The organism is Paucilactobacillus wasatchensis (assembly GCF_000876205.1).
GTDB lineage: Bacteria > Bacillota > Bacilli > Lactobacillales > Lactobacillaceae > Paucilactobacillus > Paucilactobacillus wasatchensis.
Genome location: NZ_AWTT01000001.1, coordinates 61,431 through 84,372, shown reverse-complemented (window position 1 = coordinate 84,372; position 22,942 = coordinate 61,431). Strand labels below are relative to the sequence as shown.

Genomic DNA, 22,942 nt, shown 5'->3' with positions numbered 1-22,942 from the left:
ACTGCTCAATTTGTTGTTATACGGAAGCTTCTGCGGACGCGAACACGTTTCGACAATAAAAAAGGCGGGTGGTAAAAAACCGTACTGCTCAATTTATCGTTATACGGAAGCTTCTGCGGACGCGAACACGTTTCGGCAATAAAAAAAGAGGACGTCCCGCACAATAAATAAGTTTTAACAATATAGCAAAAAGCGTACTTGACGCCCGCCCCATAAAATGGAATGATAATACCTGTAAATTCAAATTGGGGATGGTAGCAAAATTCTGCTGCCACGAAGGAGCAAGAATTAATGAGTACGGATAAAAGTGAAGAACTAAACCAGCACCATGAACATCATCGTCATCACCACCATCATCACGGACATCATCGGTTCAGAAATACGATTTTGGTGATTGTGGGATTGCTAGTAGTTGCTGGCGGTGTTTTCGCTGCAATTGCGTGGAAGAACTTATCCACAACGACCAATGATATGTACGAGTCTTCGGGTGCTGATAAGCAACGAAACTCTAACAGTATTTTGAATAATAAAAAGCCAGTGTCGATTTTACTACTAGGAACTGATACCGGTGATTTGGGTCGTGATGATAAGGGACGGACGGATACGATCATTATAATGACAATCAATCCGAAGACCAAAAAGACCACGATGACGAGTTTGCCTCGTGATATGCGGGTTAATTTACCTGATTTCCCGCAGTATTCACCAACCAAAATCAATGCAGCGTATGCGTTTGGTGATGTGAAGGAAACGATTAACACTGTCCAAAATTGCATCAAGGTGCCAATTGATTATTACGTCTTAGTCAATATGGGTGGCTTGAAAAAGGCCATCAATCAGGTTGGCGGGGTCACGGTAACCTCACCGCTGACGTTCTCATATGGTGGCTCGAGCTTTACTGCAGGTAAGGCAGAACACATGAATGGCGAAACGGCACTCAACTTCTCACGGATGCGCCATCAGGATCCGGAGAGTGACTACGGCCGCCAAACACGCCAACGGTTAGTGATCACAGCGTTATTGCGTAAGTCGATTTCATATAAAACAGTTTTGAATACAAAATTCTTGAAATCAATTTCGACACAATCAAAAACCGATTTGAAGAAGTCCCAAATGACGAAACTAGCACTAAATTATCGCAAAGCAGCCAAAACGGTGAAGTCAGATCACGCGCAAGGAACCAGCAAAATGATCGGCGGCCAATCGTTCGAGGTAGTTTCAACGACAGAACGCCAGCGAGTTTCGAATGTGATTAGAGATAATCTGGGATTGAAGAGAGTAAAAATAGGGAGTGCGCAGTAAGGCGAATAGGTTCTGAGCATTAACGTAATATGACCAATGATCCCGGGGCTTGGGATCATTGGTCATATTGGGTTAAGCGCAAGAACCTGCCTTACGGAGCACATTCAATCAATCATAAAAACAAAAACTACCCCCAAGCCCCCAAAACCAAAGGGATTTCGACAGCCTTCTAAAGTCGAGATCCCTTTTTGTATTACAAATTTTTACAATTTCCAAAGTATTTGCCCAAAACCCCTAGGCAAATTATGAGAAATCGGTTATAATAATCTTTATTAAAATAATTGCGTGCATCTTATTTAGATATAATAACTTTGGACAACTCTTATTTTTCGTATAACCGTCGCAATATTTGGTTTGATGCTAAATTTACGAACGCAACGAACAGCGACTTTTCAATGTCTCTGTTTTTTTATGACAATTTTAACGACAGATACATGGTTTTTGCCAAATATTCGTAATTTATTAGTCGTTCGAATATTTCAGTTTAATTAAAAAGATTAAATTAAACTTGTTTTTATTGAGGTTATGTTAAATAATTAAAAAGTTGTCAAAAAAACCGGTATAACAGTTAACTTTTGGAGGATTAGAATGGATAGCACGCTCGATATACAACGAATGTTTGGGATCTTACGCAAACATTGGGTATTAATTATTTTAAGCATGGTTGGTTTCGCAATTGTCGCATTTGGTGTGGCAGAGTTTGCGATGACCGCCCAGTATACTTCAACGACGCAAGTGCTGGTCAATCAAAAGAAGGATTCTTCCGATCAGGCGGCTGCATATCAGGACCAACAGGCAGATGTGCAGATGATTAGTACATACAAAGATATCATTACGAACCAAGTGATTTTGAACCAAGTGAAGCGTAATCTGGCTAATCCAACTGAGGTGGTTACACCAGCCAAAAAGGCTAAGTATACGACTAACGCGGATGGTACGAAGCGATTAGTTAGTGCCGCTAAGCCCGCAGTGATTAAGTCTACCGGAGAAAAGTATAATGTGTCGGTGGCTGAATTAAAATCAGATATTTCAATTTCCAACGAAGAAAATTCACAAGTGTTTGCAGTCAATGTCGTCAGCAACGATCCTGATAAGTCGGCCGCAATTGCGAATAACGTCGTCAAGGTGTTTAAGAACAAGATTAAGAACCTTATGAGTGTGAACAATGTCACGGTGGTGTCCAAAGCGGTTGCTAATGACAGCAAGACGGCGCCAAAGACGATGCTAATTGTGTTGGTTGGTCTGGTCATCGGATTGTTGTTGAGCGCCGGTTATGCATTTGCAGTTGAATTGACGGATACAACGGTTAAGGATGACGAATTCCTAACTGAGACGTTAGGACTAACTAATTTGGGTCAAGTTGCCCAGATTAAGATGGCGGGTTCACACCTAGCTACTAAGCGCGCCACTGATCATGAAGGCAGTCACCGTCGCGTACGGGTTTAGGAGGGTATCATGGGATTGTTTCGACGAAACAAAAAATTATCAACAGATACCAGCGCTAACGGCGTTAAACTCATTACGGCAATGAAACCAAAAGATGTCATTTCAGAACAGTTTCGAACGATTCGGACGAATATAGATTTTTCTTCCGTGGACCGGCAGTTAAAAACAATTTTATTTACTTCGTCTGATGTGAGTGAAGGAAAGTCAACAATCTCAGCTAACACAGCTGTGACATGGGCGCAACAAGGTAAAAAGGTGTTGTTCGTGGATGCGGATTTGCGACGACCGACGTTGCATACGACGTTTGGTTTGAACAATACACAAGGTTTATCCACGATTTTGACCCAGAATTTGGATTTTCATGACCATGTGTATGATAGTGGTGTCGAGAATTTATCGATCATCACTAGCGGGCCAGTACCGCCTAATCCGGCTGAGTTGCTCAATTCGAACCGAATGAAGGCGTTGGTAACACAGATGCAAGAGGAATACGATCTTGTGGTTCTCGATGTACCACCGCTGTTGTCTGTTACTGACACACAGGTGTTAGCTTCAAGTGCCGACGGGGTTATCCTGGTTGTGCGGCAAGGTGCCGCGCAACAGGCAGCCGTCAAACGGTCGGTAGAGCTGCTTGAGATGGTGCATGCAAACTTATTAGGTTACGTGTTGAATGATGTTGCACCTAAGAATGGTTACGGATACGGCTATGGATATGGTTACGGGTATGAGTAATTAATGGCTTGTTGCTGAAACACGCTGATTGAGGGGGACATCGGATGATTGATCTACATTGTCACTTATTACCAGGATTAGATGACGGCTCTGCCAATATGGAGATTTCCTTGAAGTTGGCACAGGAGGCCGTTGATAATGGCGTGGATTTTGCATTGTTGACACCGCATCATATGAACGGTGTGTACACCAATCATCGGCAGGATGTCATCGATCGGACGCAGGAGTTTCAAGCGGCCTTGAAAGAACGTGACATTAAGTTAACAGTGTTTCCTGGCCAAGAGGTGCGCATTAATGGTGATTTACTAGAAGCAATTGACCAACATGATATTTTATACGCAGATGAAAGCAATCAATATCTGATGCTAGAATTTCCAGACGATGACGTGCCTGCGTATACAAACGAAATGATTTACCAAGTGCAACAACGAGGAATCATTCCAGTCATCGTTCACCCGGAGCGCAATACCAGGGTGATGGAGCACCCTGAAATATTGCTAGAATTGCTCAAAAAGGGTTGCTTATCGCAAATCACGGCTAGTAGTTATGTGGGCACATTTGGAGAAAAAGTGGAAAAGTTTAGCCATCAGTTGATTGCAACTGGTCAAGGTTATGTATTTTCCTCCGACGCCCACAATTTACCTGGTCGGAAGTACGAAGTGCGAGAGGCGTTTGATAAGCTAAAAGTGGAATTCGGGAACGATTTGGCCCAACGCTTTGAAGATAATGCGAAAGCAATTATCAATGGGGAAGTTGTTGTTTCAAATCAGATTCGACCGATTGCTTTGAAGAAAAAGAAAAAGTTATTTGGATTATTTTAATGTCGTAGGTGAATAAAATGTCAGAATGTTCTATCGGAGTAGGACAGGTTCGAGAGGAGTAGATGGTTATGTATCAATCTTTTGTTAAACGATTTTTTGACATCGTAGTATCAACTGTTGCACTGATAGTGTTAGCAATTCCTTTTTTAGTAATTGCAGCTATTATACGGCTGGACTCGCATGGTCCTGTCTTTTTTAGGCAACAAAGAACCGGGTTAAATGGGGATGTATTTAGAATCTACAAATTTCGAACAATGAAGGAAAAAGCACCACATGAAATGGCCACGTCCGAGTTATGCAATGCGGAGGACCAGATTACCCATGTAGGCGCTTTTTTGCGTAAAACTAGCATCGATGAGTTACCACAACTAATTAACGTGTTTGTCGGTCAAATGAGTATTATTGGACCGAGACCAGTAATTTTAAGTGAAACTGAATTGATTGAAATGCGACATAAAAATGGCGCTGATAGGGTACTGCCTGGATTAACGGGGTTGGCACAAGTGCATGGTCGCGATGAGGTATCTAACTTTAAGAAGGCCAGTTATGACGGTGTGTATGCTTTGAAGGTTTCGGCGCGGACGGATACTAAGATTACGCTGAGGACTGTTTGGTATGTATTGTTGCATATTGGAATTCGTGAAGGTAAAAAAGAATCAAATGGGTATATTGAAAACTCGGGTACTGAGTTAAAAACTGCTAATAAAATGCACGAAATTGTTAAAACTAGCATTAGTAGTAAAGGCTAACAATATGATTGGACGAATAATTAAATGAAAATAATGTATTGTATAACAAGTGCTTCATGGGGAGGGGCACAGTTGCATGTACTCGAACTTTGCCAACATCAGATAGATCTGGGGAATGAAGTGGTATTTGTAGTTGGTAATGATGGTTTATTGCTAGATAAAGTGAAAAAAATAGGAAAAGTAAAGATTATTTCTTTGCCTACTTTACATAGAGAATTAAGTTTAGTTAATGATTGTAAAGTAATATTTGATTTACGAAAAATAATAAAAAAAGAAGAGCCCGATATATTACATTTACATTCGTCAAAAGCTGGCACAGTTGGTAGATTAGCATCTATTGGGCTTTCAGTTAAAACTATTTTCACTGTTCATGGTTGGGCTTTTACCAATGGAATAAGCTCGAACATAAAAAAGAAAATATACCAATTAATAGAAAAAATAGTTTCACCACTTACCGATTATTTTATTTGTGTTTCTAAATATGATTATGACATTGGAGAACAACATGGGATATTGAAAATTACTAAACACAACTATGCAGTAGTTCATAACGGAGTTCCAGAGCCAACAGAAAAAAACATAACTCATAATTTAGAAAATGAAGCCATAAAAATAGTTATGATAGCAAGATTTTCAGCTCAAAAGGATCAAACAACCTTAATTAAGGCAATTTCACAAATTTCAAATAGGAATTTTTTAGTAACTTTTGTAGGCGATGGTTCAACTTTAGAAGAAAATCAAAAGTTGGTAAAAGATATGAAATTGGATAAAAGAGTTAAATTTGTTGGGTTTAAACAGAATGTTATACCTTACCTAATTAATAATGACTTGTATATTTTATCAACTCATTACGAGGGTTTACCAATTAGTCTAATTGAGGCGATGAGTTATGGACTACCGTTGATTGCATCAGATGTCGGCGGAAATTCTGAACTAGTATCTGAAGGTGTAAATGGTTTTTTGGTAAAGCCAGAGGATGAGCAGCAGCTTGCTGAACGTATTACTTGCCTTCTCAATGATAGCAGCCTGTTAGACAAATTTGGAGTAAATTCTTTTAACAAATATAAAAAAGAATTTGAAATAAGCAGAATGTTAAGCAAAATTGATCAGATTTATTGTAATTTAAAGTAAATAGCAATAGAGGTATGTTTAATGCACGAAGATGTATATTTAAAAAGAAATACCCCCACGTATACTTATTTGTATATGTTTATTATTTTTGAATATTTTTTAATAAGCCTTTTTATATACCTTTACTCTGTAAAGGTTGGAGAATTAGGAGCTTCTGTTTCTGGCCTGCCCGGTGGAAACGATAGCCAGCTATATTGGACGCAAATAGTAAATAATTTTAAAATATTTAAAACCAGCAATATGCAAAATGTTACCAGTACTTCGTACACACCTATTATGTCCATAATTGTGTCCGTAATTGGAATCTTGGATCCATTGGTTGTAAGAATTGTTAATTTATTTGTCTTTTATGCGCTTCTTTTTCAAGTTTCAAGTTTGCTTAGCTTCCTATCTGATAAAATGGGCCTATCTTACCAAAGCAACAGAAGTGCAAGAAACTATTTAGGGGCAGTGTTCATACTTTATCCGGCATTAATTTTTTCAGTTTGTTTCGGTATTGGTAGAGACATCTGGATCTACCTTGCCTTTATTTCGGTAATGAAATATAGTTGCAAATGGTTATCATATAAACATTTAATTGATGCAATTTTTATTTTGGCATGGTGGATTTTTTTATTTTCTTTAAGAAAATATCAGGCAATTTCGGTATTACTTGCAGGAATAATTTTTTTAATATTTAGAAGGATTTCATTTAAGAGCTTTTTGTGGTTAATGTTAAGTAGTATTTTTATTCTATTTTTTTGGTTTACTTTTTTTAAGTCAGTTGAGCTTCCAGTTGTTAATATGTCGTTAATGGACGCACTTCAATTTCAGTCCGGATATAGGACTGAATTTGGGACCGTAGTACTGGTTAATTATGGTAGTTCAGATTTTATGGGGGCGTATTCGACGACAAACTTTCCTCTTTTCATCATTCAATATATTTATAGTTTTGTATGCAATATGCTAAGTCCACTGATTTGGCAATTTAAATCCCTACAGCTGATAGTCGTTGGCATAACGGAAGGCTTTTTGATTCAATTTTGTATTTTTATGTTAATGAAAAAGAGAGAATTGCTAAAAAAAATAATTAAAAGTAATCCGTGCTTTTTTTTCTTACTAATTCAGGCAATCTTTTGGAATGTTGTTATTGCCTTTTCAAATAAAAATATAGGAACTGGAATAAGACTTAGAATCCCAGAATTTATAATATTTATTGTTGTGTATATAATTGTAAAATTTAAAGAGAAGGAAGATAAAAATGAAGGCTAATTATTCTCTACATGAGATTTCAAGTTGTCGTTCTAAAGAAAAAGTACATATAGATAATATCGATATTTGGGTGAGACTCGTGATTAGACCATTGTCATATATTTTTACGTGGCTTTTTTTGAAATTAAAGGTTTCCGCAAATCAGGCGACCGCATTTTCAGCTGTAGTCTCTGTCGTTGGAAGTCTTTTCTTGTTGTTTGGAGACAGGTCGGGTATTACCGTTGGATTAATTATTATGAATTTTTGGATAGTGTTTGATTGTATAGACGGCAATATTTCAAGAGTCACTAAAACAGCCAGTAAAAAAGGAATGTTTTTTGATGGTATTAGCGGATACCTGTATATCACGTTACTGTACCTTTCTCTCGGCGTAAGCGCTTATCATCTCACTGAGTATGATGCAAATTATTTATTTCTTATTTTTGGATTTTCAACTTCAATATTAGTTATTTTACCAAGATTAATTAATAATAAAATGTCAGTTATTTTTAATTCTAATGGCAGTGAAATTAGTGAAAAGAATTCTTATGGGGTTATAATGATTATTGGATTGAATGTTGCTGGAGCTGCAGGATTGGCTAATCCTCTAATGATTGTATTCTTTTTTTTGAATCATCTTGATTGGTATGTTTTTATATATTTTATTATTCATTTGTGTATTGGATTGTATAGTTTTTTTACTACAATGAAAACAGTGAGAAAAATTCGGGAGAATGATTAATGCGAACATTATTCAAAAATTTTTCTTTTGTTTTTTTTGCTAATTTAATCTCAATGATTGAGTCGGCGGTAGTAGCTTTAATCGTGCCCAAATTTATTGATCAAGCAGGGTTTGGCTACTGGCAACTTTATATTTTTTACATGTTCTATGTGAGTGTGCTGCAATTTGGATGGTTGGAAGGAATATACCTCAATTATGCGGGAAAGTATTACGATGAGATCGATAAAAGGGCTCTCCGGTCTCAATTTCAGGGTATCATTTATTTTCAGCTACTTATGGCAATTATTGTTTTTTTTATCGGTTTATTGATTTCTAACGAGAACTATTCCTTTGTAATACAGCTGATTGCGTTTGGCATTTTTATAAATAATGTGAGGCTCTTTTTTTATTACATTCTCCAAGATACGAATCAGATGGGTAAATTTGCTTTCATAAGTACTATAGGTAATATTTTTAATATCTTGGTAATTGTAGGATTAATTTTAATGAATGTATCAAACTACAGATTACTTGCAATTGGTGATATGGTTGGGCGCTTAGCTTCTTTGCTCTATGCTATGTCAACGTGCAGAGAGTTATTATGGGGAAGATGTGAATCAATAAACAAAATTTTTGGTAAAGCAAGGATCTATATCAGATCGGGAATGATGCTTTTAGTTTCAAACTTTTCAGCTAACCTAATCTTAGGTATTGCAAGAATAGGAATTCAAATTGAGTTTGGTATAGTCATGTTTGGTGAAGTGTCGTTGGCCATTAACATTTCAAATATCTTAATGAATTTTATTTTTGCCATGAGTCAAGTTATTTTTCCAGTATTGAAACGATCCCAACTTAAGCAGACTGATTTATATAGGAACTTATCAAATATTGTTTCTTTTGCAATGATAGCCGGATTACTTTTGTATTATCCAATCATTTTCGTTTTTAAATTATGGTTACCAAGTTATGTTGGAAGCATTAGTGCGCTAGCTATTCTATTTCCAATCTGTGTGTATCAGGGGTACTTTGAGATGATCACAAATACCTTTATGAAGACCATGCGTATGGAAAAAAAGTTATTATTTATCAATGCAATATCAGTAATAATTTGTCTCATTGTCACACTTGTAGGTGTTGCATTTCACAGTGTGAATAGCATACTTTTTGGGGTAATAATTGTTTTTGCGATTCGTTCTATTTTATCTGAAGTATTCATGAAAACTAAGATTGGCTCCATTTATTATGGAAACATTGTCAATGAAGCCATAGTTATTACTATTTTTATTATGATTAATATGATCTTTGGATGGCTATTATCAATGTTGTTAGTTTCTGCATTGGTTACGCTTGATATTTTTATAAACTTTAAAATCATAAGAAGAAGTATTCAATTCCTTAGATTTTAAATCTACCGATTAGGTAATTGATGTATGTTACTTTCATATTATTTTTTATGACAGTAAAAAAAGTATTTTAATATAATTAATATGAATGGAGAAAAACTAAAAATGAAAAAAGTAATAACTTACGGAACTTTCGATTTATTACATAAGGGTCATATAAGATTGTTAGAACGTGCTGCAAGCTTTGGCGATAATCTGATCGTGGCTTTATCCACGGATGAATTTAATGCAGTAAAAGGGAAGAAAGCATATACCTCTTATGAAGATAGAAAATATATTCTTAAATCGATTAAATATGTTGATGAAGTAATTCCAGAGTGTGATTGGGAACAAAAAATTGATGATGTCAAAAAATATGGAATAGATGTTTTTGTTATGGGTGACGATTGGAAAGGCAAGTTTGATTTTTTGAAAGATTACTGTCAGGTTGTTTATTTACCAAGAACTGGTGGGATATCTACAAGCCAAATAAAGAGTGATTTAAAAGATAGGTAATTTTAAACAGAATATTCTCATAGATTGGAGGATGTATGGTAACTTTAGTCACAGGTGGTGCCGGGTTCATTGGCAGCAACTTCATCCATTACATGCTAAATAATCATCCAGATATACAAATTGTGAATCTGGATGTTTTAACCTATGCTGGGAATATTCATAGCCTTGATGATATTAAAAATGATGCTCGTCACCATTTTGTACATGGTAATATCAATGATCGTGACCTAGTGATTCGTTTAGTGCGTGAATTCAATGTGGATTGCATCGTGAACTTTGCTGCTGAATCACATGTTGATCGATCTATTTTAGATCCTGCGACTTTTGTTGAGACTAACGTGCAAGGAACGTTGGCGTTATTAGATGTTGCTAAAAACGAAAAGATTACTAAATTTGTGCAAGTGTCGACCGATGAAGTGTATGGTACTTTGGGGGCAGAAGGATACTTTACTGAAACGTCGCCACTACAACCTAACTCACCTTATTCTGCTAGCAAGGCCTCAGCTGACTTACTGGTGAGATCTTATCATCAAACTTATGGTCTAAATGTTAATATCACCCGTTGTTCTAATAACTATGGTCCTTATCAATTTCCTGAAAAGTTGATTCCCTTAATGGTTTCTAATGGGATCGAAGGAAAGCGGTTGCCAATTTACGGTGATGGCAAAAATATTCGTGACTGGTTATATGTATCAGATCACTGCCGAGCAATTGACCTGGTTTTACATCAAGGTAAACCAGGTGAAATTTATAACATTGGTGGACGTAATGAACGAACAAATAATGAAATTGCACATTTAATTGTTGATAAACTTGGGTTATCACCAGATTTGATTCAATATGTGCAAGATCGTCCTGGACATGACCGGCGTTATGCTATTAATCCGGCCAAAATTGAAAGTGAACTTGGTTGGGGGCCTGAAGTTAGTTTTGCTGATGGTATTGCCAAAACCATTAAATGGTATCAGGAAAATGTTGAGTGGTGGCAACCATTAAAGGCTAGAATGTAACAAATAGTTATCAACTAATTAATTAAAACTATTATTATAATGATAATCCCGTTCATTTGTTGTAAACTATTCTTATAATTAAATTACTTCGAGGTGCCTTATGGTTTTATACTTAATACTACTCGCAATTTTATCATTCATCTTTTTATTAATGATTTTCATGCATTATCGTAAAAACATCCGGTCTGGTCGTCCCGAAAAGTTAGCATTTGTCCGGGTGATTGTTAGTTGGCTGCTGCTCTTTGTTTTTGTCGGGAGCACTGGCACTGCTATTTATTGCTGCTACCCATAAGCAAAGTGCTGAACCGACAACAACTACTAAAAAAGTGGTCACCAAGACGAGCACACCGAAGCCATTGGCTGCAGTGGGCGTTAAGTTCAGCCCCAAGAATCCAGTTTTGGAGGATGGTGAGGCTGATGTAACCTTCAAAGTGTCACCACAAACTAAGCTGAAAGTTGTCGGTCATTATACAAAAACGGTCTACAAGACTTTCGCTGCCAAGTCGGGTACAAAGACTGAAACGTTCAAACATCAGTTTACCGGTGAAGGCGAGTATGACCTGATTGCCACGCGTAACGGTAAAAAAGTGGTGAAACATTTGGTGATTACTGATAACTCTTCATCGAGTAGCAGTAGTTCGTCATCAAGTTCCAGTTCATCGTCGTCTTCCAGCAGCAGCGTTGCGTCATCGTCGAGTAGCCGGCGAAGCTACAGTGCACCAACATACTCTAGCAACCGAAGTGGCAGCAGTACTGGTACGACCAATTCAAGTAACACTGGTGTTGCCAACGAAAGCAGTGTCAATAATGGCTCGACAGCAACATCTGAGTCAGCTAACGCACAGTAGGATCCAGCACAAAATGAAGGCACATCATACGCTACGTTCATAAATATTTTATTAAGCCCAGTATAATTAGGGCTTTTTTGTTTTCTTTGGTAATATAATGTTAATCAATAACGTTGAATTAATTCAACGGACAAAATTAACGGCGCCGCATTCGTTAGACGTCTTGAATAGGAGATCTACTATGAAAATTCTGATTGTCGATGATGATAAAGAAATTGTCCAACTGCTAGAAATCTACGTCAAAAATGAAGGCTACGAGCCAGTAACCGCGTTTGATGGCAAGGAAGCACTGACCAAGTTAAACACGAACCCAGACGTTTCATTGATCATCCTGGACATTATGATGCCTGAAATGGATGGTATTGAAGTGGTTAAACAAGTTCGCAAGGATTCACAAATTCCAATTTTGATTTTGTCGGCCAAAACAGCTGACATGGACAAGATTCAAGGTTTAATCACGGGTGCCGATGACTATGTTACTAAGCCATTCAACCCACTAGAAGTAATGGCACGGGTAAAGTCATTGCTACGGCGCAGCCAAAACGACGTTACTAACAATACGCCTGATGTATTAGACATCGGACCATTGACGATTAACAAGGATTCCCACGAAGTAAAAACGATTAACGGCGACACGATTTCATTAACGGCGCTAGAATTTGGGATCCTATACTTACTAGCAAGCCATCCCAACCGAGTATTTTCAGCCGACGATATTTTCGAACGAGTATGGCAACAAGAAAGCATCGTCTCAGCCAAAACGGTAATGGTCCACGTGAGCCATTTAAGAGACAAAATTGAAGAAGCAACCAACGGCGAAGAGGTGATCGAAACTGTGTGGGGTGTCGGGTATAAGATTGAATCGCATTAAAAGTAAGAGTGCGTAGTAACCCGTTTGGCTTCCGTGGCATAAGGCATCAACCACTTATCCTTCGATTTTTGAAGGATGAGTGGTTGATGCCTTATGCGTTAGGAAGCTGGGTTGCGGAGCACATTTAATCTATAAAAATAGAAAGTAAACTCACTTATCCTTCGATTTTTGAAGGATGAGTGGTTGATGCCTTATGCGTTAGGAAGCTGGGTTGCGGAGCACGTTTAATCTATAAAAATAGAAAGTAAACTCACTTATCCTTCGATTTTTGAAGGATGAGTGGTTGATGCCTTATGCGTTAGGAAGCTGGGTTGCGGAGCACATTTAATCTATAAAAATAGAAAGTAAACTCACTTATCCTTCGATTTTTGAAGGATGAGTGGTTGATGCCTTATGCGTTAGGAAGCTGGGTTGCGGAGCACGTTTAAAAAGAGTGCGCAGCAAAGCGTATAGTCACCGTGGTATAAGCATGAAAATACAAGGTGCGTGGTTTTGACGCACCTTGTATTTACATGCTTATACGCTAGGTGACTGCTATGCGGAGCACGTCTAGTCAACAAAGATAGAAAGTAAACTCACTCATCCTTCGATTTTTGAAGGATGAGTGGTTGATGCCTTATGTGTCATGAAGCTGTCAACATCTATGTTCAAATGAGCGCCCCTAAAAAGTAGCTGCATTCGTTTAAGAATCTACAAATGGTCTAGAATTTATCTCCAGTAAGAGATATAGTTTATTTTGAATTATTTGTTTAAGTGATTAACGGATTAATGTTATTATTGATGTCTAGACAGATTAATAAACAGGGAGCTCCACATGAAATTAAAAGCACGCGAAAAAAGTTCATTATTCTTTGAGGGGGTCATCACGGTGATCCTCTTATTGCTGTTGAACTTATCAATTGTGGTTTTGGCTGAGGAAGCCATTCGTAATAACCCAGGGCTTGAAAATGGAATTTTCATTATCAAAAAGTCTCTGATCATCGGTCCGTTTCATAAACAAATTTGGAGCTACCAACGCTGGCTGGTTGGTTTCATGATTTTAATTGATGTTTGGGTTGTGTATTGGCGGTTGATTCGCCGTTACCGTCAGTACCAAATGCATCATATTATCGACGAGCTACACTACATTGCGCAGGGGCATTTCGACCACCGCATTCCGTTTCAACTAAAGGGCGACCAGCAACACGTTGTGACCAGTGTTAATTCGTTGGTGGATAGTGCAATTCAGTCGATGGACGATGAACGTAAAATTGAACAATCCAAAGATGAACTGATTACCAACGTCAGTCATGACCTGAGAACGCCGTTAACGTCGATTATTGGCTATTTAGGGTTGATTGAGGATAAACAGTACCATAGTAGTGAAGATTTGCTTAAATACACGCATACGGCCTATGAAAAGGCCAAGCAGATGAAGGCATTGGTTGAAGACTTGTTCGAATATACCAAAGTGCGGCAAACCGAGGCGCCAGTTAACATCATTAACGTTAACTTAGACCAAATGCTAGAGCAACTGGCAGCCAGCTTTGAGCTGGAAGCTAGTAAAAAGGATATCAAGATGTTATCCAACACTAAGCCGGTAGACCTGATGATTGAGGCGGACGCTGAGAAACTCGGACGTGTGTTCAGCAATCTGATTGCTAATGGGTTGAAGTACGGGCAGGGAGCCACTTACATAAAATTGGAGGCCCGCCAAAAAGATGACAAAGTAATTGTCCGTGTGTCTAACGATGGCGCACCAATTCCGCAAAAAGCACTAGAACACTTATTTGAACGGTTCTATCGCGTGGAAGAATCACGGTCGAAGGCCACCGGTGGTACCGGCTTAGGGCTTGCCATTGTTCAAAGTATTGTCGACTTGCACTATGGCAGCGTGCACGCCGAATCAAACGACAAAGAGACCAGTTTCGTGGTTGAATTACCAATGCAACGCGAACCTGTCACAAAGGAGAAGAAATGAAATTAATCAAAAAATGGGTGGTTAGCGTATTAGCCGCACTCTTAGTATTTAACGTCGGTGGCATGGCGATAACTGCGCACGCCGCCACCAAAATCGATGCCAGTGCTGCACTGGTGATGGATGCCAACACTGGCCAAATTATTTACGAGAAGAATGCTGACAAGGTGTTACCAGTTGCGTCAATTACTAAATTACTGACAATTGAAGTGATCAAAAACGAAATCGACCACAACAAGCTAAACTGGAACAGTAAAGTTAAAATCAGTAAAAAGTTGGCCAAGATTTCGACTAACACTGAGCTGTCGAACGTCGAACTTAAAGCCGGCAGTTCGTACACCGTCAAACAACTAGTTCACGCTTCGTTGATTAGTTCGGCTGACGCCGCTACGTTGGCACTGACCACGATTAATGGCAATACGACTGCCAGCTTCAATACTAAGATGGAAAAGATGGCGCGTAAAATGGGCGTGACTGATGCCAAAATTTACAACGCTGTTGGCTTAAAGAACAGTGATTTAGGTGCCTTGAAGCTCAAAAATGTGGCGGCTAACTCCGAAAATGAAATGTCGGCTAGCGATATTGCTAAGATTGCCCAATACATTGTTAAAAACGACCCTGATATTTTGAAAATTACTAAAATTAAAAAGGAAACATTCCATACTACCAGCACCGCTTCAACGGTGATGGACAGCCTTAACCAAATGCTACCCGGAAGTAGTTTTGCTCCTAAAACTGTCACGATGGACGGCTTGAAGACCGGAACCTCTGATGCCGCTGGAAATTCCTTTGTCGGCACGGGTAATTATAAGGGCGGTCACCGGTTAATTACGGTTGTTTTACACGCCAACGGTGCCACTGAACAACGATTTGTTCAAACCTTCAATTTACTACGACTAGTCGTAAATAATTACAAGCCGGTAACGCTGAAAGCTAATTCAACTTTGAAGACAAAGACTGTGGCAGTACCAAATGGAAAACAAACTAAGCTTGCCGTGCGTGTTGCTAAAGATACGACTGTCTGGGTTGCGAAAGGTTCTCAACTGAGCGCTTGGAAACAGGCGACGACGATTAAGAAGAGTCTGCAGGATAAGAAACACAAACTAGCCGCACCGGTTAAGGCTGGTCAAACGGTTGGAACCGTGCAGTTGACTAAAAACGGTGTGACGACATTGACTGGCAAATCGGTTAACGTTCCAGTTAAGGCCCACACTGCGATGAACAAAGCGAATATCTTCGTACGGATGTACCGCGCTATATTTTAATTTGAGAGATGGGAATTGATGGGGATGTTAAAGTTATTACCAGCGCAGGCCAAGGATCTGCCATTTATTGTGGCGACCTATAATGAAACCATTCCTAGTCACATGGTGACGGCGGATTTAACTCCGGTGACTGTCGCTCAGCGCAAGGCGTGGTTTGCACAGCATAACGAACAGTATCCACTTTGGTTATTAATGCAAGATGAGCAACCAGCTGGCTGGGTGAGTTTATCCCAGTACAGCGACCGGGCGGCTTACGCTGATACCGTGGAGATTAGTATCTACATTGACGAGCATTTTCGGCAGCAAGGACTCGGTTCGCAAACAATCAAATTAGTGGAGCCACTCGCTAAACAGCGGGGGCTCAAGGTGATTATTTCGCGGATTTTCGGTCACAATCCTGGCAGTCTGCATTTATTTACCAAAATGGGGTACGAGCACTGGGGTCACATGCCAAAAATTGCGCTTTTAGCCGGTCGCGAGGCTGATTTAGAAGTCTATGGTAAGCACCTCGATTGATTATGACCAGCGAATGTCGGGGTGGGTATTCATTCACCTGAAAACATGGTAGAATAATATCGCACTGTTTAAATATAAATTTGAATTAATTGTAAATGACGCTAATCGCAGATAGTTTCATTGGGGGAACGTTCTTGAAACGAGACGAACCAAACTGGCTGATGGTATTGAAAATTGCAATGCCACTGTGCCTCAGTTATATTCCAATCGGTCTAGCGTGTGGAATTTTACTCCACGCGGCAGGCTTCAATTTCTTTATGACGTTATTAGTTTCCATTGTCGTTTTTTCTGGTGGTGCGCAATTTTTGATCGCATCAATGTTAACAATTAATGCTCCGATTATTTCCGTAGTAGTCACGCTGTTTTTCTTGGAATTACGGTATGCACTACTAGGCTCAAGTTTATCGCGCTACTTGAAGGGGCAATCGCAACATTTTATCTGGCTATTTTCGGTGTCATTGAATGATGAAAACTACGCCGTCAACTATTTGAAATTTGCCACTGATAAAACGTGGACGCCAAAGCAAGCACTATTGGTGGAACATTATTCACTGATTTCCTGGTCGGTTGCCAACCTAATTGGTAGTTTGATCGGGAGTGCGTTGACCATTGATTTAGAAATCGTGGACTTTGCGCTCACAGCACTGTTCTTATACATGATCGTGATGCAGATTCGTAACCGGCTGACACTGCTCATTAGTATATTATCCGGCGTGCTGGCGGTTGCCTTCATGGTCTGGACAAAGAGTACGCTCGGGTTAGTGCTATCAACTTTAGCTGCCTCGTTTATTGGTTTTATGATTGAGGCCCAAGTCCGCAAGAGTAAGGTCAAGCTCAGTGACCACTGGCTATTTCGTAAGGTGCGTGGTCCTGCCTTGACTCGTAAAACGATTGAAGATAAGAACACCGATAGTTAGCGGAGGATGAGATGGAAATTATTTTGTCGAACATGCCGGTTCTAGCTGGAACAGTGGTTAACAAGATGGACAGTTGGGATCATTTTATCTTAATAATTTTAGCAGCGATCGCCGCTTTTATTCCGCGTTATCTGCCAATGTTATTTTTTTCTAAGCGTCAAATTCCGGAATGGTTTAACGAATGGATGAAGTATGTGCCGGTTAGTTTATTCACGGCACTGGTCGTGAAGGGGATTTTCATTACCACGGCTGGTTATCACTTTGTGCCATTTGGCCATGTGAACCAGATTATTGCGGCCGTGATCGTTATTATCATCACGTACCTAACGCGCTCGATGGCGTTGTCGGTAATTTCGGGGTTGGTAGCGGTGTTTGTGATTACGATTTTTTTGTAGGAAGCAAAATATAATATACAAGAAAAACCACCAATTGCTGAAATTAGCAATTGATGGTTTTAATTTACGTTTAAATACTACTTATTTTCGTACATATAATCACGTGTAATTGGTAATACACGACCAGAAGGACCCTTTGTCATTAAGAATTGAATGACATCAATGTTACCTGATTGGAACGATGCCGCGCAGGCTTGGAGATATAAATCCCACATCCGTGCGAACCGAGTACCCATCATCTGTTCAACTTCGGCACGTTTAGCGTTGAAGTTGTCATCCCAGATTTCAAGGGTACGTTGGTAGTGACGACGCAGTGGTTCCATGTCAAAAATCTGCATGCCAGACTCCACGATGTGACCAATATTTTCCGTCAAGCCAGGCACATAACCACCTGGGAAAATATATTTGTTGATCCAACCGTTATAGGCGCCACCTTGTTGCCGGGTGATACCATGAATCAGAGCCACACCATCGGCCTTCAGATAGCGGTTAACGTCTTGGAAGTAAATCCCAAGATTTTCCTTACCAACATGTTCGAACATGCCGACGGAAGTAATATAGTCCCATTGTTCCTTGCCAAGTTCACGGTAGTCTTCCAGGCGTACTTCTGCGACATCTTCGAGGCCTAATTCGTGAATTCGTTTTTGGACGAGGTCAAATTGTTCCTGGCTCAACGTGACACCAGTGACCTTCAAACCGTATTTTTGGGCGGCTGTCAGCATCAATGTTCCCCAACCACAACCAATATCTAGCAATGTCTTACCAGGCTCTGGATTGAGTTTTTCCAGGATATGGTCAACTTTATCCAATTGTGCCTGCTTTAAGTCATCGTGATTGCCGTTAGTGAAGTAGGCACATGAATATGTGAGCGTGTCATCCAGCCACAATTTGTAAAAGTCATTACCGATGTCATAATGGTCCTGAACGTCGGATTCACTACTTTTTTCAGAGTGGTTTTGCTTTGGCAAAAATTTGATGAACTTAGAGTTATGGAAGAAGCTATCGGCATTCTCATAAGCAGATTCAATTAATTCTTGAATGTTGCCGTCAATGTCGATCTTACCATCCATATATGCTTCCCCGAGGGCGATTGAAGCGTTTTTGGTGACTTCTTTAATCGGAATAGCTTCGTGGAAAGTTATCGTCGTTTTCGGTTGGCCATCCCCATACACATCAGTGGTGCCGTCCCAGTAATTAACTTGGACAGGAATGTTGAAGGTTTTGCTTAAAAATGTTTTGTAAAATGTTTTTTCCAGCATACGATAAAAATCCTTTCTAATAATAAATTAACGAAGATTATTATACGCTTGCGCCGGTCGACAAAGCAATTGTTTTACGCTGACGATTAGAATATCGATTCATGTTATAATGCCAGTGATAGTACTTGAGGAGGAGTTTGATTTGGTAAATGCGTGGAACAAATTCTTGGCAAACGTCAAGCTACGGCGCTTTTGTGTGCTGATTTTAATTATTTTTATTTTATGGTTGGCTCGGGCGATGATGAGTATGGTATTGCTGACGTTCATCTTCACTTTTTTGATTGTCCACCTGGTTCGATTCGTTCACCGCTTTGTCCGGATCCCAAATGGCTTGGTGGTACTGGTGGCGTATGCCCTGGTGATTGCGGCATTGTACTTTGGCATCACAAACTACCTGCCTAAATTAGTGGAGCAGTTAGTTAAAATGACAACGTCACTGGTTAATTTTTACCAAAATCCGGATAGTAATACTAATGAATTGTTCAAATGGATTAATAGTTACGTCAGCACGTCCAGTATTATGGAACAGTTGCGTAAGGGCGTCACCCTGGCGGTTACTTACATCACCAGCGTGGGAACAATGGGCATTACCTTTGTTTTATCACTTGTGTTGAGTTTCTTTTACACAATTGAACTAAAGCAGATGACTTCATTTTCACGCCTGTTTTTAGACAGTGAAGTGGGCTGGTTATTTCAAGACATTGCCTTTTTTGGTCGTAAATTTGTGAATACGTTTGGGGTTGTGCTGGAGGCACAGTTCTTCATTGCGATTTGCAATACCGCCATTACCACCGTAATTCTAATTTTCATGGGACTGCCACAAATTATGGCGCTGGCAATTATGATTTTTATTTTGAGTTTAATTCCGGTTGCTGGGGTGATTATTTCTTGTATTCCATTGAGTATGGTCGGCTACTCGGTTGGTGGCATTCGTGATGTGATTTATATTCTAATCATGATCGCCGTTGTGCACATGTTGGAAACGTATATTTTGAACCCGAAGTTCATGTCGAGTCGGACGGAATTGCCGATTTTTTACACGTTTGTCGTATTACTCGTGAGCGATCGCTTATTTAGCACGTGGGGCTTGATTGTCGGGGTGCCGGTGTTCACGTTCTTCCTGGATGTGCTGGGGGTGAAATCGATCCCTAAGCCACGACCACATTTGCGTAAACGACAAATTAAGACAAAAACAGGAAATTAGGAGAAACTACTTTAGATTTTGCTGGTTTCAGAGTAAAATGAAAAAGATAATAAGAAAGAAAGAGGTCATCAAAAAAATGGCAAAACTTGTATTAATTCGTCACGGACAAAGTGAATGGAACTTATCTAACCAATTTACTGGTTGGGTTGACGTTGATTTGAGCGAAGAAGGCGTTAAGCAGGCTAAGGGCGCTGGTGAATCAATCAAAAAAGCAGGAATCGAATTTGACTATGCTTATACTTCAGTATTAACTCGTGCTATCAAGACACTGCACTACGCATTGGAAGAATCCGACCAACTTTGGGTTCCAGAAACTAAAACATGGCGTTTAAACGAACGTCACTACGGTGCATTGCAAGGCCAAAACAAAAAAGAAGCTGCTGACAAGTTCGGTGCTGACCAAGTTCATACATGGCGTCGTTCATACGATGTCTTGCCTCCATTGTTGGATGCAAATGATGAAGGATCAGCTGAACAAGATCGTCGTTACGCAAACTTGGATCCTCGTTTGATCCCTGGTGGCGAAAACTTGAAGGTTACTTTGGAACGTGTTATGCCCCTTTGGGAAGATGAAATTGCTCCTAAGTTATTAGACGGCAAGAACATCATCATTGCAGCCCATGGTAATTCATTGCGCGCATTGAGTAAGTACATCGAACAAATCTCAGACGAAGACATCATCAACCTAGAAATGGCCACGGGCCAACCAGTTGTGTATGACTTTGACGATAAGTTGAATGTGCTGGGTAAGGAAAAATATTAAAATAGAGTGCAAATAATCGCGCTAAGAAGTCGTAGCGTAAGGTAAATAACCACATTGATCCCGAATTTTGGGATTGATGTGGTTATTTATTTTACGCCTAGACTTTTGCGATTATTTGCACGTTTAGTCCAGAAGAATAGGAAGGAAACCACATTGATCCCGAATTTTGGGATTGATGTGGTTATTTATTTTACGCCTAGACTTTTGCGATTATTTGCACGTTTAAGGAATGAAATAGAGTGTAAACAAACTCGTTTAGCTTGCGTGGTGTAAGACAATAGCCAGCATTATGTTTCGCATTTTGAAACATGATGCTGGCTATTGTCTTACACTCAGTAAGCTGAGTTGGTTTACACGTTTACTCTATAAAAATAGAAAGGGCACTGCACTAACTAGAACCAGGTGATAGCTGCTGGCTATTGTTTTACACTCAGTAAGCTGAGTTGGTTTACACGTTTACTCTATAAAAATAGAAAGAGCACTGCACTAACTAGAACCAGGTGATAGCTGCTGGCTATTGTTTTACACTCAGTAAGCTGAGTTGGTTTACACGTTTACTCTATAAAAATAGAAAGAGCACTGCACTAACTAGAACCAGGTGATAGATGCTGGCTATTGTCTTACACTCAGTAAGCTGAATTGGTTTACACGTTTACTCCATAAAAATAGAAAGAGCACCACGTCAACCCGAACTTTGGTGATTGATGTGGTATTTATTTCAAGCCAAAAAACTTTTTTGAAAATATTACTAATACATGTATTATATATTAGAATAGATTTAAATAATATTGCAGCAAAAATATTGGAGGAGTATTGATGAAACATCGATTAATTTTGGGAGTAGCATTGTTGTCCGTGGGGTTATTAGCAGGTTGTGGCCAATCAAGTACTAGTCAATCAATGAGTAAATCTTCATCTACCAGTAGTCAAAAAGTGGAACAGGTCAACTGGAATAGTAACAAAGCTAAAAAATTGCATCGGTTTATGACTGCCTGGGGTAAAACGATGGATCAGCAATATGATAATTACACAGCAAAGCATAACGTTAAATTTTATGGGCTGGCTTATCCAAATGAGTTGAGCAACAACACAACGGCGGTCAATGACAAAGCGGTTACCACAGAATTGTCGACCACTGGCCAGGGTAGTAAAGATTATGAAGTCGTGGCGGTTTATTCAGATGCTGCCAATAGCGATTATAATAATAAACATTTGTATCTGTTTGCGTTTCACAAGAATAAACCAATCGTGCTGGTAACGATGCAAAATCAGGGCCAAACTGATAATAAGATTCACTTCGCCGCAACGGAAAATACAACGTTGACCAGTGGCTTTAACAAAATTGTAGCTGGCCAAACACCGACAGTAAAAGCGAGCGCCAGTGCGACATCACAGAGTAGTAGCGCCAGTTCTAGCAGTACAACGACGAGCGCGACATACAGTTATGAAGAAGTTGGGGCCATGCTATTTAGCAAAACGTTTTGTACCGGCACTGATGTTAATCAATATCCAAAGAGCAATGTCATCTATGAAAAATCAAAGAATGCCAATGAGGCTGTGGTTTCTACAAATACGGGTCAAAGTGCCTTGCGATACAAAATTAGCGGTGATGAAGTTCAATTGATTTCACTGGGTTCAGAAACTAAAACTGATCAATATTCACTCAGTTCGTTGGCACAAGAAACCAATTCAACTCCTGCTGAAAAGAAATTCATTAAAACGATTATGACGTACTTTGATGCTAATAAGGCGCAAGTTGCGAGTTATGAAAATTAGTACATTTCGCTGGTAATTAAACCGATAATAATATTGTTAAGAAACGAACGGAGATAGTTTTGTTGATACCAAAAACTTGACCAACGACCAAGCGATTACCTGGATTTAAGGCCCAGATGACGGGACTAGCT

The 22,942-nt window shown here is 39.4% G+C and carries 22 protein-coding genes; 21 read left to right on the top strand and 1 reads right to left on the bottom strand.

The window, feature by feature from the left end; translation table 11 throughout:
- The first annotated feature begins 291 nt into the window (after positions 1-291).
- The 18 genes from WDC_RS00405 to WDC_RS00320 all read left to right on the top strand — a co-directional run bounded on the left by WDC_RS00405 (position 292) and on the right by WDC_RS00320 (position 17,809).
- Positions 292-1,302: an LCP family glycopolymer transferase gene (locus WDC_RS00405; protein WP_044009828.1), complete on the top strand. Its 1,011-nt coding sequence runs from the start codon at positions 292-294 to the stop codon at positions 1,300-1,302.
- A 588-nt stretch (positions 1,303-1,890) separates the two neighbouring features.
- The gene (locus tag WDC_RS00400) at positions 1,891-2,748 is read left to right on the top strand and encodes a YveK family protein (RefSeq protein WP_044009827.1); all 858 of its coding nucleotides are present in this window, start codon (positions 1,891-1,893) and stop codon (positions 2,746-2,748) included.
- Positions 2,749-2,757: 9 nt separating this feature from the next.
- Positions 2,758-3,480 (top strand): CpsD/CapB family tyrosine-protein kinase, encoded by a 723-nt coding sequence (locus WDC_RS00395; RefSeq protein ID WP_044009826.1) that lies wholly within the window; start codon positions 2,758-2,760, stop codon positions 3,478-3,480.
- Positions 3,481-3,524: 44 nt separating this feature from the next.
- Entirely contained in the window at positions 3,525-4,301 is a 777-nt protein-coding gene (locus WDC_RS00390; protein WP_044009825.1) for a tyrosine-protein phosphatase, read from the top strand.
- A gap of 68 nt (positions 4,302-4,369) precedes the next feature.
- A complete protein-coding gene (locus tag WDC_RS00385) occupies positions 4,370-5,050 on the top strand; it encodes a sugar transferase (protein WP_044009824.1) in 681 nt (226 codons plus the stop codon).
- A 24-nt stretch (positions 5,051-5,074) separates the two neighbouring features.
- Entirely contained in the window at positions 5,075-6,181 is a 1,107-nt protein-coding gene (locus WDC_RS00380; RefSeq protein ID WP_044009823.1) for a glycosyltransferase family 4 protein, read from the top strand.
- Between the two features lie 21 nt (positions 6,182-6,202).
- Positions 6,203-7,432 carry a hypothetical protein gene (locus WDC_RS00375; RefSeq protein ID WP_044009822.1) on the top strand — a complete coding sequence of 410 codons (1,230 nt, stop codon included), beginning with the start codon at positions 6,203-6,205 and terminating at the stop codon, positions 7,430-7,432.
- A complete protein-coding gene (locus WDC_RS00370; protein ID WP_044009821.1) occupies positions 7,422-8,153 on the top strand; it encodes a CDP-alcohol phosphatidyltransferase family protein in 732 nt (243 codons plus the stop codon). Before WDC_RS00375 ends, WDC_RS00370 begins: the two co-directional genes overlap by 11 nt.
- Positions 8,153-9,538, top strand: a complete 1,386-nt coding sequence (locus WDC_RS00365; RefSeq protein ID WP_044009820.1) for an oligosaccharide flippase family protein — start codon at positions 8,153-8,155, stop codon at positions 9,536-9,538. Before WDC_RS00370 ends, WDC_RS00365 begins: the two co-directional genes overlap by 1 nt.
- 102 nt (positions 9,539-9,640) lie before the next feature.
- Complete coding sequence (tagD, locus tag WDC_RS00360; RefSeq protein ID WP_044009819.1) at positions 9,641-10,030, top strand: glycerol-3-phosphate cytidylyltransferase; 390 nt, start codon at positions 9,641-9,643, stop codon at positions 10,028-10,030.
- 35 nt (positions 10,031-10,065) lie between these two features.
- The gene (gene rfbB / locus WDC_RS00355) at positions 10,066-11,040 is read left to right on the top strand and encodes a dTDP-glucose 4,6-dehydratase (protein WP_044009818.1); all 975 of its coding nucleotides are present in this window, start codon (positions 10,066-10,068) and stop codon (positions 11,038-11,040) included.
- A 242-nt stretch (positions 11,041-11,282) separates the two neighbouring features.
- On the top strand, positions 11,283-11,888 hold the full coding sequence (locus WDC_RS09700; RefSeq protein ID WP_052497755.1) for a hypothetical protein: 606 nt from the start codon (positions 11,283-11,285) through the stop codon (positions 11,886-11,888).
- A gap of 181 nt (positions 11,889-12,069) precedes the next feature.
- Positions 12,070-12,759, top strand: a complete 690-nt coding sequence (locus WDC_RS00345) for a response regulator transcription factor (RefSeq protein WP_044009817.1) — start codon at positions 12,070-12,072, stop codon at positions 12,757-12,759.
- Between the two features lie 814 nt (positions 12,760-13,573).
- Positions 13,574-14,719 (top strand): sensor histidine kinase, encoded by a 1,146-nt coding sequence (locus WDC_RS00340; RefSeq protein WP_044009816.1) that lies wholly within the window; start codon positions 13,574-13,576, stop codon positions 14,717-14,719.
- Positions 14,716-15,981, top strand: a complete 1,266-nt coding sequence (locus WDC_RS00335) for a D-alanyl-D-alanine carboxypeptidase family protein (protein WP_044009815.1) — start codon at positions 14,716-14,718, stop codon at positions 15,979-15,981. The genes WDC_RS00340 and WDC_RS00335 overlap by 4 nt, the downstream gene beginning before the upstream one ends.
- A 24-nt stretch (positions 15,982-16,005) precedes the next feature.
- Positions 16,006-16,497, top strand: coding sequence for a GNAT family N-acetyltransferase (locus tag WDC_RS00330; protein ID WP_044009866.1), 492 nt, complete (start codon positions 16,006-16,008; stop codon positions 16,495-16,497).
- A gap of 95 nt (positions 16,498-16,592) precedes the next feature.
- Positions 16,593-17,414 carry an AzlC family ABC transporter permease gene (locus WDC_RS00325; protein WP_044009814.1) on the top strand — a complete coding sequence of 274 codons (822 nt, stop codon included), beginning with the start codon at positions 16,593-16,595 and terminating at the stop codon, positions 17,412-17,414.
- Between the two features lie 65 nt (positions 17,415-17,479).
- A complete protein-coding gene (locus WDC_RS00320) occupies positions 17,480-17,809 on the top strand; it encodes an AzlD domain-containing protein (RefSeq protein ID WP_225349599.1) in 330 nt (109 codons plus the stop codon).
- Between the two features lie 77 nt (positions 17,810-17,886).
- Here WDC_RS00320 and WDC_RS00315 read toward each other — a convergent pair whose 3' ends face one another.
- Positions 17,887-19,068, bottom strand: a complete 1,182-nt coding sequence (locus WDC_RS00315; protein WP_044009812.1) for an SAM-dependent methyltransferase — start codon at positions 19,066-19,068, stop codon at positions 17,887-17,889.
- Positions 19,069-19,210: 142 nt separating this feature from the next.
- Between WDC_RS00315 and WDC_RS00310 the strand changes: the two genes are divergently transcribed.
- From WDC_RS00310 to WDC_RS09335, 3 genes are all read left to right on the top strand, one after another.
- A complete protein-coding gene (locus WDC_RS00310; protein ID WP_044009811.1) occupies positions 19,211-20,272 on the top strand; it encodes an AI-2E family transporter in 1,062 nt (353 codons plus the stop codon).
- A gap of 76 nt (positions 20,273-20,348) precedes the next feature.
- Positions 20,349-21,035 (top strand): 2,3-diphosphoglycerate-dependent phosphoglycerate mutase, encoded by a 687-nt coding sequence (locus tag WDC_RS00305; protein WP_044009810.1) that lies wholly within the window; start codon positions 20,349-20,351, stop codon positions 21,033-21,035.
- An 816-nt stretch (positions 21,036-21,851) separates the two neighbouring features.
- Positions 21,852-22,811: a DUF4767 domain-containing protein gene (locus WDC_RS09335; protein WP_052497753.1), complete on the top strand. Its 960-nt coding sequence runs from the start codon at positions 21,852-21,854 to the stop codon at positions 22,809-22,811.
- The last annotated feature ends 131 nt before the right edge of the window (positions 22,812-22,942 follow it).